General features: G+C 71.3%; 10 protein-coding genes and 1 pseudogene. 10 read left to right on the top strand and 1 reads right to left on the bottom strand.

Translation table 11 applies throughout. From position 1 onward, the window contains the following. Window positions 1-270: 270 nt before the first annotated feature. Genes ACFHW0_RS31205 through ACFHW0_RS31170 form a run of 8 tightly spaced genes read left to right on the top strand, consistent with a single transcriptional unit; the run spans window position 271 to window position 10,462 of the window. Window positions 271-471: a hypothetical protein gene (locus ACFHW0_RS31205; RefSeq protein ID WP_416613215.1), complete on the top strand. Its 201-nt coding sequence runs from the start codon at window positions 271-273 to the stop codon at window positions 469-471. Between the two features lie 25 nt (window positions 472-496). Next, entirely contained in the window at window positions 497-1,420 is a 924-nt protein-coding gene (locus tag ACFHW0_RS31200) for a hypothetical protein (protein WP_416613213.1), read from the top strand. Window positions 1,421-1,433: 13 nt separating this feature from the next. Further along, complete coding sequence (locus ACFHW0_RS31195) at window positions 1,434-4,178, top strand: thiopeptide-type bacteriocin biosynthesis protein (RefSeq protein WP_416613212.1); 2,745 nt, start codon at window positions 1,434-1,436, stop codon at window positions 4,176-4,178. After that, a complete protein-coding gene (locus ACFHW0_RS31190; protein WP_416613210.1) occupies window positions 4,171-5,250 on the top strand; it encodes a hypothetical protein in 1,080 nt (359 codons plus the stop codon). The genes ACFHW0_RS31195 and ACFHW0_RS31190 overlap by 8 nt, the downstream gene beginning before the upstream one ends. Further along, window positions 5,247-7,331, top strand: a complete 2,085-nt coding sequence (locus ACFHW0_RS31185) for an ATP-binding cassette domain-containing protein (protein ID WP_416613209.1) — start codon at window positions 5,247-5,249, stop codon at window positions 7,329-7,331. Before ACFHW0_RS31190 ends, ACFHW0_RS31185 begins: the two co-directional genes overlap by 4 nt. Next, window positions 7,324-8,163, top strand: coding sequence for a hypothetical protein (locus ACFHW0_RS31180; protein WP_416613208.1), 840 nt, complete (start codon window positions 7,324-7,326; stop codon window positions 8,161-8,163). Before ACFHW0_RS31185 ends, ACFHW0_RS31180 begins: the two co-directional genes overlap by 8 nt. Then, window positions 8,160-9,422 carry an FAD-binding protein gene (locus ACFHW0_RS31175; protein WP_416613207.1) on the top strand — a complete coding sequence of 421 codons (1,263 nt, stop codon included), beginning with the start codon at window positions 8,160-8,162 and terminating at the stop codon, window positions 9,420-9,422. Before ACFHW0_RS31180 ends, ACFHW0_RS31175 begins: the two co-directional genes overlap by 4 nt. Continuing rightward, on the top strand, window positions 9,419-10,462 hold the full coding sequence (locus ACFHW0_RS31170; RefSeq protein ID WP_416613205.1) for a glycosyltransferase: 1,044 nt from the start codon (window positions 9,419-9,421) through the stop codon (window positions 10,460-10,462). The genes ACFHW0_RS31175 and ACFHW0_RS31170 overlap by 4 nt, the downstream gene beginning before the upstream one ends. 119 nt (window positions 10,463-10,581) lie before the next feature. On the opposite strand, the gene ACFHW0_RS31165 is transcribed toward ACFHW0_RS31170, so the two are convergent. Next, on the bottom strand, window positions 10,582-12,609 hold the full coding sequence (locus ACFHW0_RS31165) for an AfsR/SARP family transcriptional regulator (RefSeq protein ID WP_416613204.1): 2,028 nt from the start codon (window positions 12,607-12,609) through the stop codon (window positions 10,582-10,584). Window positions 12,610-12,918: 309 nt separating this feature from the next. On the opposite strand from ACFHW0_RS31165, the gene ACFHW0_RS31160 reads away from it, so the two are divergent. Next, window positions 12,919-14,043: a type I-E CRISPR-associated protein Cas6/Cse3/CasE gene (locus ACFHW0_RS31160; RefSeq protein ID WP_416613202.1), complete on the top strand. Its 1,125-nt coding sequence runs from the start codon at window positions 12,919-12,921 to the stop codon at window positions 14,041-14,043. Between the two features lie 22 nt (window positions 14,044-14,065). After that, window positions 14,066-14,439, top strand: a pseudogene (locus ACFHW0_RS31155) (hypothetical protein); the annotation flags it as partial.

Genomic DNA, 14,439 nt, shown 5'->3' with positions numbered 1-14,439 from the left:
CACCAGCGCGACCAGCCCGGCAAGGGCGAGGGACGCCATTGCGCGCCGGTCCTTCGCCAGCTCGGTCATGTGACCGGCGTGATCGCTCAGCGCCGGCCCGACTGCCGGTCCTGGCTCCACCGCAGTCCGGACACATAGTCGACGCATTGCGGACGAAGATCAAACGCAGATCACCAAGGGACATACTTGTCCCCCGATAGCGCTGTGTGGTGCCCGGGACAGCCGGGATCCCACCGCACGACGCCGGGCAATCCGACCTGAGAGGTGGACATGACCAAGGACAGCAACGTGGGTGTCGTGGACCTGGCCGAGAACTTCCTCGACCTCGACGACCTCGACCTCGCCGGCATCGAGGTCGAGGAGCTGGAGAACATTGCGGGCGGCAGCGGGTACTCCGGCCTCTGCAGCAGCAACAGTGGCAGCGGAAGCGGCACCAGCCTCACCTACGTCGGTTGCGGCGGCCCGTACTGATCTGCCCGTTACCGGATAACGATCGGTGAGACAGTTCGCCGTCACGTTGCTCTGGCTGCGCGACGGGCGGGACGAGGTCCAGAGCCTGCTGGCAGGTCTGGACCTCGTTCGCCACACCGCCCACGAGAGCGCCAGCCAGGCGTGGCTCTGCATGATCGCCAACGGCACCGCGCACTACCTGTCGACCTATGCCTCCGACGAGGTGCTCTCCCGGGTGTACGCCGGGACCAACGAGGTGTACGGCGTTGTCGCCCAGGTCGGACGGCTGGACCAGGGCCCGGACGGTTCGCTGGTGGTCGACGGCTGCTGGCGCTTCGGCTCCGGCGCGGAGCGGGCCGCGTACATGGCCATGGGATGCGCGCCGGTCGAGGGCCGCCGGACCAGCGTCCTGATCGACCGCACACGTCTCCAGGTCGCGCACCCATGGCAGGGTCCGGGTCTGCTCGCCACCGCGAGTCACACCCTGCGCGCGCGGGAGCTGCGCGTGGAACCACAGGACGTGGTCACCATGATGGACATCCCGGGCAACCGGCCGATGGGTATCTACGCCGACACCGAGCTGTTCCTGGCGAACATGCCCGGAGTGCCCATCGGTCTCGCCGAGGGGCTGCTGGAGCGGTTGGGCCCCGGGGTGTCACCGGGCTCACCCTGGCACACCGCGTACGCCGACGCCGCCGCCCGTACCGTACTCGCCCGACGTGGTCTGACCGGACTGCTGCAGGGCTTCGACGCCCTGGCCCGGTCGGGGCGTCTGAGGCCGTTCGCGCCGGCCCTCCGCGCCGAGTACCGCGCCGTCCTCTCCGCCTCCTACCACGTCGGTGTCGAGGCGGTCCTCGCCCTCACGCAGGCGTGCGACTCGACCGACCCCGGCGTACGGCGGCAGCTCGCCGAAGCGCGCCTGGACGCCGAAACCATGAGGCCGCACGCGGCGATGCGGCCGGACCGCTGACCGGAGTTGTTGCATGACGCCTTCCAAGCCATTCCTGTCCACACCGGGCTGGTGCCTGCTCCGGGTACCGGTGCTGCCGGCCGTGCCGCACGGCGATTCCCCGGCCGGCACCGCGCAGCGGTCCCGGCAGATCCTGGAGCTGGCCGTCGACTATGCCGACACCTTCCAGCGCGCGGAGCAGGACGACCAGGGCTGGCAGGACCAGCCGACCCGGCTGGCGGTCTACGGCAACCGGGCCCGCTTCCGGCCCACCCCGTTCGGCATCTTCAGCTTCAACCTCCTCGCCGACCTGGTCGACAACGAGCCGACCACCCACCTCGACCTGGAGACCGAGGTCCGGCTACGCCGCGTCGACCTGCCCCGGCCGACCGGCAACTGGTTCGTCAATCCCACACTTGCCGTCAACGCCGGCCGCTGGTCCTATGTGCGTCCGGACAAGGGCGGAACGACCTCGTTGGCGGACCGGCCGGCCGTCCACCGCCTCGCCGAACGGCTCGCCGAGTTGCGCACCACGGCACCACGGTCCGCCGAGGAGTGGGCGGCCGACCTCGGTGCGGGCGGTACAGCGCAGTTCGACCTCTGTGTCCGCCAGGATCTCCTGCTGGCCGAGCAGGCGCCGACGATGCTGGTCGAGACCGGCGCACCGGTCGCCCCCGCCGATCCGGTCAAGGCGGCGCTCACCGAGGAGCGACCCTTCCTCGCTGACCAGTTCGTGGACGCGTTCAGCGAGGTCCGCGCCGCCCTGTCCCGCTCGCAAGTGACCGCACTGATCGACGGCGTTGCCGAGGTCATGCGGATACCGTGGCGCCCCGAGCGGCTGGACCGGGTGCGGGAGTACGTGGCGGGTGCCTTCACCGGTGGAGCGGTGCCGCTGGCCTGGCTGCTGGCCGCGCCGGTGGACCATCCGCTGGGCAGCTGGCGTCGACCGCCACAGCCCGCCGACGCCACCCGTCCCCCGGACGGCGTCCGGCGGCTGTTCGTACCCCGCCACCGTCGCGACAACGGCGCGGTGCAGTGGTGGACCAGCACGCTGACGCTGGACCAGTGGCGGGCCGGGCTGCCCGAGGAGCCGGCCAGCCGGGGCTCTGTCTGGGCCAGCCCGAACGCACCCCGGTTCGGCATGGCCTGCGGCGCGTTGCTGGCCGAGCCGTGCTCCGGTGCGGACGCCTGGCTCAAGCTGATCGTTCCGGGCTGGTGGGGCGGGCCGGGAGCCCGGCTCGCCGAACATCTGCGCCTGCCGGATCATGACCCGCGTACGGCGGATCCGACCCGGCTCACCCTCGAACTCGGCTGGGTACCGTCAGACGGACGGGCGCCGTTGGCCCGGCGACGGGTCGGCGACACGCCACGACTCAACCTCAACCTGCCGCACCGCCGGGGCGACGTCGGCGTCGCCGATCTGGCGGTCATCGTCGTCGACGGGCGACTCCAGTTGGTGCACCGGGCTGACGGGCGGCCCGTGGAGGTGCAGTGGGACAGCCCACTGGTGCTGACCCACCCGCGCAACCCCTGGGTGGTCCAGCTCCTCGGGCTGCTTCGGGACGAGGCCAGCGACACGATGCCGACGGCCGATCCGAGCCAGCGACGGCACCCGGGTGAGCTGACCCCACGCATCACCGCCGACCGTTGCCTGCTCGCCCGGCGAAGCCTGGTACTGGACGCCCAGCACCGGGCCGACCTACTCGATCTGGCGGTCGATCCGGTCGCGCTCTGCGACGTACTCTCCGAGGTGGGGCTCGGGCCGCAGGTCGAGGTGACCGAGGAGGCGGACCTCACCATGCGACTCGACCTCACCGACACCGGCCAGCGCCAGTGGTTCACCCGGCGGCTACGCCGCACCGGGCCGATGGTCCTGCACGAGTCACTGCCGCTGGCCACTCCGGTGCGGACCGACCTCGGCGGACACGTGCACGACGTCTGGGTGCCCTGGGGGCGGCCCGGGTCGCCGCCACGCCCGCCGCTGTCGCGGACCAGGATGGTCGACACGCCGCCCGCAGCCGATCCGGAGTGGACGAGCTGGTACGTCTATGCCCCGGAACGCGTGACCGAGACCTGGCTGGCCCGCGCCGACATGGTGGCGCTGATGCGCCGCGCCGACTGCTTCTACATCCGGTACCGCGACGAACGGCCCCACCTGCGCGTCCGGGTACGGTCGACGGTCGACGCCGGGGCGCTCCTGGCCGACCTGCGCGCACACCTGGCCACCACGCTGCCGCAGCAGCCCGGCGAGATCGAGGTCCGCCCCTGGGTGCCGGAGGACTACCGGTACGGCGGTACCGCGCGCCGGACGGAGACCCTGCGGCACTTCTGTGCCGACTCGGCCTGGTGGACCCAGCGGCTCGCCGTCGGTCCGGACCAGGCGGGCCGGTACGCGCTGGCGGTGTCCCGGATCGCCGCCTGGAGCCGGCAACTGGCCGGCGACGACGGCGCCCTCGCCCTGCTGTGCGACCTGCGCGGACTCGACCCACGGCTGCCCAGTTCCCGGGCCCAGCGGGAATGGATGTCGACCTTCCGCTCGGCCCGCCCCGCCCTCGAACAGGCCCTCGACGCGGCACTCGCCGAGCCAGAGCGCACCCTGGACCACCTCACCGCCCTGGACGCGGACGCCTACCGGCTGACCCTCAACAGCATGATCCACATGACCGTCAACCGCGGTCTTCCGCTCGGGCAGGCGGTTGCCCGTGAACCGGAGATCGTGCTCGCTGCGGCACGGCTACTGAAAGGCCGGGCGGCCCGGGGCGAGGTCACCAGTGTCTGACGTGGACGCCGCCCACCGGTTTCTCGCCCGGTTGATGGGCCAGCTCAAGCAACGCGGTCGCGCCCCGGCCGGGACGCTTGCGGCCTGCGCCCTGCTCGCGTCCCGGCTCGGCCACCGACCGCTGGCGGTTTCGCTGGTCCGGCTCGCGCTGCGCGGTGAGACGACAGCCGACCACCGCGCCGCCTGGCTGTTGCACCGGCTGGTGGGAGAGTGCCTGCCGGAGAGCCCCGACCGGGCCGAGATACTGGCGCGGACCAGACGTGAGGCGACGGTAAGGCTCGTCGAGCAGTACCGGCGTCTCACGGCGGACGGGGACGTGGACCCGATCAACGGGGCCGGCGGCGTCGCGATGGCCCTGTGGGACGTGGCCGACGGGTCCACCCGCCACCAATTCGCCCCCGATGTCGCGCGGACCGCCACCACCATCGTGCACCGGCCGAGGAACGACGTGTACCACGGTCGCAGCGGGGGCATCCTGCTGCTACGGATGCTCGGCGCGCGGTACGGCCTGGACCCGGCGCTGACCACGGCGGTCGACACCGTCGTCGGGGAGTACGCGACGCTGGACCCGGCGACCCTCGACACGGGCCTGCTGGGTGTCGGCGGGGTCACCCTCTGTTCCGGTCAGCCAGGGATGCTGACGGCCCTCGGGCCGGACGCCGATCCGGCCGTGCTGGCACGGATCGTCGGCGCCCCGATCACCCGGGCCTCGCTACACCGGCTGGATGGACTACTCGCCGACGAGAACGCAGACATCGGCTTCTGCCACGGCCTCGCCGGGGTGGGTCTCGGCATCCGGCTCGCACCGAGCTGGCAAGATCTGGTCGGCCCGGACCGGGCCGACCGGCTGACGGCCCGGCTCGCCGGACACCTCGACCGGACCGACGACGCGGCGGTGGCCACCGTCCTCGCCATGCCGGTCGTCCACTCCGTACTCACCGGACCGCTCGGGGTGGCGCTCGCGCTGGCCGAGACCAGGGCCAGTACGCCGCCCTGGTGGGCGGTCGGGGTGAGCCTCGGCGACGGCACGTCGGCAGTGGTGCAACGGCGAGCGATCGGAGTCACCGCATGACGGTCAGCCTGCAGATCCAAGACAACGACTGCGGGGTTCAGGCTCTGATCAGCAGCCTGCGTTCGCTGGGTCACGACTTTCCCGAGCCGGCGTTACGGGACGCGCTGGCGGCCCGGGGCGCCCTCTCCCTACGCGACCTGCGGGACACCTCAGCCGAAGTCTGTGGCGTACGTTACCGCGCCCGACGGGACTGTCCCTTCGACGCGTTGACCGTCGGCGCGATCGTGCACCTGCGGGCCAACCACTACGTCACCGTCGAACGTCGGCAGCGCCGGCAGGTACGGATCTTCGACCCGCTGTTCGGCCGGGCCTCGCTCGACGAGCGCGGCTACCTCGCCCGGACCAGCGGTTGGGTCCTGCTGCCGGACGCACAGCCGTCCGGAGCCACCACGGCATCCCACGGCACCGCGCGGCGGGCCCGCCGACCAGCCCGGGTCGGTTGGCTGTGGCCGCTGGTGCGCTCCGGCCGGGTCAGCCTACGCCAGGTCGCGCCGGTGCTCGCGATGAGTCTGCTGCTCTACACCGGCCTGACCCTGCTCAACCTGGTCCTGCTGCCCTACCTGAACCAGGTCTCCGCCGGTCAGACAGTGGCGGCGGGCACCCTGATCGGCGCGCTCACGGCGTTCTTCGGCGTGCTCAGCCTGATGTTCTGGTACGAGCACCGCAAGGTCACCGCGCTCGGCCTGGCGTTCGACCGGGCCATGCTCACCCACCTGGTCGACCGGGTGACCCGCGCGTCGGCGACAACCGAGCTGACCTCGGGCTCGGTCCTGCACCGGGTGACCAGCGCCCGTGAGGTACGGGAGGCCGGTACGAACCTGGCGCTGGCGATGTCCAACGACGCCATCGCCGTGGTGCTCCTGCTGGGCTTCCTGGCGTCGATGTCGCTGCCGCTCACCGGCGTGGTGGTGGCCCTTTCCGCCCTGCACATCGGACTGACGATCCTCGCCCGGCGGCCGATCAACCGCCGCTACGACGAGCAGTTGCGTCTGGAGGGCGAGGTCCAGGACGTCCTGATCACCGCTACCCGCGGGTTGACCACCTTCCGAGGGCTCGGTGCCGTCGGCCACCTGCGGGCGGAGCACGCCCGGCGGCTCGACCTGCTGCACGAGTCGGTACGCACGCTGCAGTACCGGCTCGCCCTGGTATCCGGGCCGAGTGGTGCCCTGCGCTTCACCGGGCTGTACGTGATCCTCATCGCGGGCTCGGTGCTGATCTCGGCGGATCTGGTCAGCACCGGCGAGCTGTTCGGCTTCCTCACCCTCGGGGGCACGGTGCTGTTCTCGGTCACCACCATCGCGCAGAACCTGACGACCGTCGCCACTCTGGAGCGTCAGGTCCGGTACGTGGCGACCCTGATGGCGGTGCCGGTGATGCCGGCCGGCTCACGTACCGGGCCGGCGCCGGACGCGTCGGCGGTGGTGCTGGACGGCGTCCGGGTGCACCGCCCCAGGGACCGCTTTGATCTGCGGCTCGACCTGCGCATCGAACGGGGCGAGACGGTGACCGTCGGTGGGGCGAGCGGGGCCGGCAAGTCCACTATGGCCCGGATCATCAGCGGACTGGACCCGACGCCGGCCGGGCGGGCCACGGTCTACGGGATCCCGGTGTCCGACTGGGATCCGGACCACCTCCGCCCGCTGGTCTGCTACGTGCCACCCCGGTCAGATTTCCTGCACACCACCATCCGGGACAGCCTGTGCAGCGGTGTACCGGACACCGACGACCACGAGATCGCCGAGGTACTCACCCTGGTGGGGCTGGACGAGGTGCTTCGTCCCTTACGGCTCGGCCTGCGGACCACCCTGCGGATCAACGGCTCCACCTTCAGTGCCGGTGAGGTGCAGCGCTTCGCGCTGGCCCGCGCGCTGCTACGCCGACCGTCGCTGCTGATTCTCGACGAGGCGACCAACTCCCTCGACCGGGAGCTGGAACTTCGGGTGCTGGCCGAGATACAGCAGCGGGTGGAGACGTTGGTCGTGGTCAGCCACCGGCCGGTCGGCCGGCACCTGGGCAGCCGGCACCTGACCATCGCGCGTCACGGCGACGGTGTCTCCCGCGTGTTGGCCACCGATGAGTGACGAGGTACGCGGGGTCCACGCCTACTGGCGCGTACCGAGCGGGCAGCCCCGGCCCTACCGGCAGCTGTCCTGTGCGACCTGGTTGTTGAGCATCCTGTCCTGGCGTCGGTACGCCGGTCCGATCGACCTGTTCGCCGACCGGCCGACGATGGAGCGGCTCGACCGGTTCGGCTGGCTCGGCCTGTACGACCGCACCGAGATCCTCGACGACGACGGGCTCGACGACCGGTACGACCGGCCCGCCTGCTTCGCGCTGCCCAAGCTGCTCGCGCTGGACCGCTACCCCGGGTCGATGCTCGTCGACACCGATGCCTACCTGCTCAGCCCGCTCCGACCGCCCGGGACCGGGTCCGTCTTCGCCCATCTGGAACGAGGCGACATCGACTTCTACTCCCGGTTGCACGAGCTGCGCAACCCGGCCGCCGTGGAGCTGCCCGACTCGCTCCCGCTGGTCGGCAACACCGCACTGTTCCGGGCGGCGACGCCGGCGCTGGCCGCCCGGATCAGCCACACCGGGCTGGCCTTCCTCGCCGACAACCCGACCACTGCGGGGCGTGATGTCCATCTGCACATGACCGTCGCCGAACAGGTAATCGCCACTCATCTCACCACCCTGGCCGCAGAGCCGGTGGTCAACCTCTTCGAAGCGGTCTGGTCGATGCGATCCAGGACCTGGCTGCCCGGTCCGCCACGCTTCGGCCATCTGTGGAATCTCAAGCGCGGTGGACGGGCGGAGACCGTGCTGGCCACGTACACGCTGGTGAATCGGATTCTGCGGGATGACTACGGCGTTGCCGACAGTCGGATACGCGCCGTCCTGGAGCAGGTGTGAGCCAGACCGATTTGCTCGACCGGCTGACCAACATGGGGATCACCGTTCGCCGGTCAACGGCGTCCACCGTGGTCGGCGGCCTGCCACCGGACTGGGTGGTGGAGCCGGCGTCACTGGCCCAGCTCACCGAAACCCTCCATGGCCTGCACGACAGCGAGGTCCCGTGGCGGGTCGACGCGTTGGGACGCAACTGGGGGTACGACGACTCCCGGGTCCGTACGCCCGGTGTCGTCGTCCGCCTGGCCCGGCTGGATCGGATGGAACTCGATCTCGAACTGGGTCTGGCCACGGTGCAGCCGGGGGTGACCTTCGCCCAGCTGAACGCTGCGCTACGGGATGCCGGAGCCCGGTTCCACCTCCCGGCGCCGGGCTCCGGACCGCACACCTCGGTGCTGGGCAACGCGCTGGACCGGGGCCTGCTCTCCGGGCTCGGCGAACGGGAGCGCCACTGCCGCGACTTCCTCGTGATGGAACGCGACGGCTCGCTCACCCGGCTGGGCTGGACCGGCGCGGAGGACGAACGGGTCCGGCGGGCCCTGCCCTATCCACCGGGTCCGCACCGCCAGGGGTCCCTGTTCCAGGCCGCCGGGTACGGGCCGGTCGTGGTCGAGTTGACCCACGTCCTGCCGGTGGCACCGGAACACGCGCTGCGGCTGGCGGTGCTCACCGGACCGGAGCTGACCGGGGAACTGGTGCACTGCTGGCGCGAGCTGCTCGACGCGGAGCTGGTGACCAGCTCCATCCTCGCCCCGCAGGCACGTCGACAGGCCCGGGGCGCCGTCACCACCCACGACGGGCTGGTTCTCGATCTGCTCGTCACCGCCGGATCCGCGCCACTGCTGCGGGCCAAGGCCGCCGAGGTCCAACGGCTGGCCCGCGAGTACCGGCAGCGGCTTGCGTTCAACGCCTCGGCGCACGCTGACGATCTGCGCATCCTCGGCGGCGCCGCCGAGCGGCCAGAGGCGGTCGCGGAGCTCGGCGAAGGGCTGGAGTGGCACACCGTCGCATTGCCGTTCGCACCGTCGGCCGTCACCGCCTTCGCCCAGGCGGTGCGGGCCGACGCCGTCCTCGCGGACGCGCCCTGGACGGTACGGCCGCTCGACGCCCGGGCGCTCGTCTGGCTGTTTCCCTTCGTCTACCGCAAGGATGATCCGACGGGTCTGGACCTGCTGCACCGCCGGGTGGCCGCCGTCGACCGGATCCGTGACGGGTTCCGCCTCCCCGCGTACCGGTCGGGCGGAGTACGGGGCAGACGATGACCCACCTCCTCGTCGCCAGCGTCCACCACGTCACCGCCGGGCAGTCCGGTGAGGCGGTACACCTGCGCCAGCTCGCCGCGAAGCTGCGAGCGGGTGGCGAGCGGGTGACGATCCTGGATGGGCCGCTGGGTCCGGGGCATTCCGGTGCCGACCACGGGGCGGCTCTGCGGGCCCTCGGGCGGCGGCTGGACCAGCTACTCGCCCGGGACCGTCCGCACGTGGCCCTGCTCTGGGGCCATCGCGGCGAGGAGACCGCGCTGGCGCGACGGCTGCACGCGGCCGGCGTGCCGGTCGTGCTGGAGCACCCGGCCGCCGACGTGGTGCCCGTGCCGGAGATGCTCCGACTGGCCGACGAGGTGGTGGTCCCGTCCCGGTTCGCCCGGCAACTCCTCGCCGCGCAGACCGGCCGCGCCGCCCATGCGATCGAACCGTGCCTGCGGCCGTGCGCCTGCCCGCCCAGCCCTCCGCCGGCTGCTCGGACTCGGTCCGGACCGTACCGGCTCACCTTCATCAACCCGGAACCCGCGAAGGGCCTCGGGGTGGTGATGAGCCTGCTCCGGGCCACCGTCGGGGCGAAACTGCCGTTCCGGTTCACGATCGTGGAGGGTCGGTGGACCGCGGCCGAACTGGCGGAGCGGGACATCGTCGCGGATGACCGACTCGGCTTGGAGATCGTCCCGTACCGGACCGACATCTGCTCCCTGTACGCCGAGACGGACCTGCTGCTGGTACCCAGCCTCTGGCAGGAGAGCTTTGGCATGGTCGCCCGGGAGGCGGTGGTGCACGGCGTACCGGTGGTCGCCACCCGCGTCGGCGGGCTGCCGGAGGCGGTCGGTGACGGCGGGATCTGCCTCGACGCACCTCCGCACGGCGCGGGCTACCACGTACGGATGACCAGCGCCGAGATCCGGTCCTGGCTGGCCGCTGTCGTCGCGGGGCTCCGCCTCGGACGCCGACCTCAGCCCGAGTTGCTCACCCGGGCCACTGCCAACAGTGTGCGGGCGTACCGGGACCTGTTGCTGAGTTTGCCGGTGCCGTGAGGATCCTGCCGGGGACAGAACCAGCGCGACGGCGAGCGCCGCCACGATCCTGGTCCAGCCCCGATCGCTGGCGGTGCCGGGAATCGCCGTGAGGTTGGCCTCCTCCTCGTCGATCCAGTTCAGCGGGTCGGCGAGGAGCCCAGCTCCTCCGGCGGGAACAGGTGTCCCGCCGGCAGGGCGGTCACCGGCCGGACGGCCGGCGCGCCCGACCTCCGGGCCGCCTCCCAGGCCAGGACGCCCCAGCCGCAGGCCCCCGGGTCAGCGCTTGCCCGAGCGGGGGCACTCTCCGGCGGCTCGTCCGCCGTGCTGGTCAGCGCATACCACCTGACCAGGTCATGGAGGACGTACCGGTTCGGGCCGGGCTCGTCGCGTGGTTGCACGGTGAGCAGATGGAATTGGACGAGCTCGTCCAGGGCCCGTGCCGCCGCGCGCGGGGTGAGCCGGGCGCAGACCGCCGGCGCCCAGTCCGGAACGGACGGTGTGGGCAGCATGGCGATCCGGCGCAGCGTCAACTGCGCCGGCGGGCTCAACAGCCGGTACGACGACTCCAGGCTGCCGCGCATCGTGGCCTGGTCAGCGCTCAGCTCGTCGAGCCGGTGCCGAGGGTCACGCAGCAGAGTCACCAGGTCGGCGATCCACCGACCGGTCTGCAAGCGGGACGAGGCGATCCGTAACGCCAACGGCAGGCCGCCACAGGCCCGCAGCAGCTGTCCGACGGCGGTGGGCTCGGCGGCCACCCGCCCGGTACCGAGATAGCCGGTGAGCACGGCGACGCCCTGCTCTTCGGTCAGTGGCGCGACGACGTGCCGGCACGCCCCGGCAAGATCGAGCTGCTGCCGGCTGGTGACCACGACGGCGCATCCCGCCGCCGCGGGTATCAGCGGCTGTACCTGCTCGACCGAGCTGACGTCGTCGAGGAGAAGCAGTATCCGCCGCTCCGCGACGATGCTGCGGAACAGCGCGGCGCGCTCGGCCGGCGCGCTCGGCATCGCCGCGGTGGTGACACCCAGCGCCCGCAGGAACCCGGCGAGCACCGGGCCGGCACGACGGGTACGCCCCCCACCGAGGTCCACATAGAGTTGGCCGTCCGGGTACTCACCGGTCACCGCGTGCGCGGCCCGCAGCGCCAGAGCCGACTTGCCCACCCCGGGCATCCCGCTCAACAGTACGAGGCGCGGGGCGGCGGCCTGTGGAGGGCGGCCCGGCCGGCTGCCCAGACAGGTCACCAGGCTCGCCAGCTCGCCGTCACGCCCTGCGAACACCGGTGGTGCCGCGGGCAGCTGCGCCGGGCAGAGGCGGCCGTCCCGCGCCCCCGGCATGGTCACGTCCGGCACGTCGGCCACGTCCCCACCACCTTCGGGACGGACGGTGGCCGATCCGGTCAGGTTCAGCGAGGGGTCCTGCCGGAGGATCGCCAGTTCCAGCTCGCGCAGCCGCACGCCGGGATCGAGCCCGTGCGTCTCGGCGACGATCCGCCGCCCCTCCCGGGCCAGCTCCAGTGCCTCCGGCTGCCGCCCGGCGCGGTACAGCGCCACCATGAGCTGCGCCCGCAGCCGCTCCCGCAGCGGGTACTCGGCGACATACCGGGTCAGCTCGGCGGTCACCTCGTGGTGCTGTCCGAGAAGCAGTTCGAGGTCGACGAGCCACTCCACGTCAGCGAGCCTCCGCTCCTCCAGTCGCTCACGGTTCGGCTCGACGAAATCGGCGACCGCGCCGGAGAGCACCGTTCCCCGCCACAGCGCCAGCGCCTCGCGCATGAGCTTGCGGGCCGCTTCCAGCCGGCCCCGGGTACGGTCCTCCCGGGACAGCTCGACCATGCCCGTGTAGGTGGTCAGGTCGAGCTGGTCGGCTGCCAGCTCGAACAGGTACCCGCCGGGCCGGGTGTGGATCGACCCGGTCGGGCAACCTGCCCGCCGGAGGGTATGACGCAGTGCGGAGATCTCGGCCTGGATCTGGGCTCGGGCAGTCGACGGCGGGGTACCGCCCCAGATCGCTGGGATCAGCTGGTCGACCGACACCACCTGGTTGCCGTGCAGGAGCAGGTACGCCAGCACCGCCCGGCGGCGTGGCCGGTCGACGCAGACCGGTCGGCCGTTCGCGGTGACGCCGACCGGACCGAGCACCGTGAAGCGCAGGGGCATGGTCATGGATCCATTCCGGACACATTCGCGACCGTACGGTACAACGCGTACAAGACACGTACAGGTGGAGCACAACGACAGGTGGAGCTTGCCGTCGCACTCGATGCCGAGCCGCCAACGGCCGCGCATCAGCAGTAGGAAGTCCATCCGCTGGCGCGGTAACGGTCCCGGCTCACGCCGCTGGGCCCGGGTGTAGGGGTCGTAGTGCAGGTAGACCGACACGATCGCCGGCATCGAGATGCCAGCGGTACAGGTGACCGACCGGCGGCGACTTCGATTCCACAAGACCGGCGGCTGCGCGCGTCCGTCGCCACGATGTTCGTCAACCTGGCCCGCCGGTCGTCGGACACACCCCCAGTGACCCTGGAAGGCGCGACCTTCGACGGCATGCTCCGCATCGACGAACCGGAGACCGCCCGACAGGCACTCCTCGGCGGGATCGGCTCCGCCAAGGCGTACGGCTTCGGACTGCGCACCCTCGCCCCACCACACCCCCCGAACAGCGAGCTGACATGTGGTGGCTCACCAACCCCCAAGACCTGCACCGAGTCAGTGACCGGTCATCCAGCCTCAACGCCGAACGCTGCCACGTCGACTGCGCCGACAACGCCGTCGTCCTGGTCAACAAAGAAAGCACCAGGTCACGACCCGGTCGACCCGCGACAACGCCGTTTCCGGGGCGGCACCCACCGCAGCGGCATCGCTTGGTCCACGAGCGCCGTCCGCGTCATCCTCACCAACCCCCGCTACACCGGGCGACGGGTACGGAACAAACAACGCACCGACGAGGTACTGCTCGACGTCGACGACGTAGCGATGGGCCACACCGGCATCATGCACTGGAACGCCCGCGACAAGTGGGTGGTCTCCAAGGAGATCACCCACGAACCACCCATCGACGACGCGACCTTCGAACAGGCCCAAGCAAACCTACAAAAGCGCGGACGGGGCACCGGAGGTCAACACGTCAAGCAGCGCACCCGCAACCCGTACGGCTTCCGCGGCCTCATCTACTGCGCAGCCTGCGACCGACGCATGCAGGGCCAGTACAACCACGGCAACGCCTACTACCGCTGCCGCCTCCCCCAGGAGTACGCCCTCGCCAACCAGGCCGACCATCCCCACAACGTGTACCTGCGCGAGGACGCCCTCACCGACCCGCTCGACACCCGGCTGGCCTCCGCCTTCACACCCCACCGCACCGAACAGACGATCACCGCGATGGCCGACGCCCAACCCCTGGATCATCCGCCCAGTTATGCCAAGGCAGCCCCGGCAATCATCACCGAATGCGACGCCAAGCCGGAGCGCTACCGAGCAGCCCTCGACGCCGGTACCGACCCGGCGGTGGTCACCGAATGGAACACCCAAACCAGACCGAACGCGCCCGCGCCGAAGCCGACCTCCACGCGAAGGCGGGCAACAGCCCACGCCGCATGAGCCAGCAGAGATCACCAGCCTGGTGACGGCGCTCGGCGACATCGCCACCGTGCTCCGCGACCCCGACCCTGCCGACAAGTCCGAGGTCTACCGGCAACTCGGACTCCGGCTCACCTACCAGCCGGAAACACAAACGGTGCGCGCCACAGTGGATCTCAGCGCGCACCGTGGGGTAATGGTTCGTGTCCGAGGGGCGACACGGACCATTGCCTCACCGCCGACAATCGGCAAAACCTTGAAAGCTCGCGCAAGTCCAGCCGCCTTGGTGACCTCTTCGGGATCGGCCGAAGAGGTCACCAAGCTGAAGAACCGGGTCAAGACCCGGCTCTCCGGCAGCAGTTCATTCGGCGCCGAGGCTGCGGCGGTACGTCCGTACCTGGTCACCGTCGGGCACCG

Source organism: Micromonospora sp. LOL_025 (assembly GCF_048060285.1).
In the GTDB taxonomy this organism is placed as follows: Bacteria; Actinomycetota; Actinomycetes; order Mycobacteriales; family Micromonosporaceae; genus Micromonospora.
This window is presented reverse-complemented; position numbering and strand designations above follow the sequence as displayed.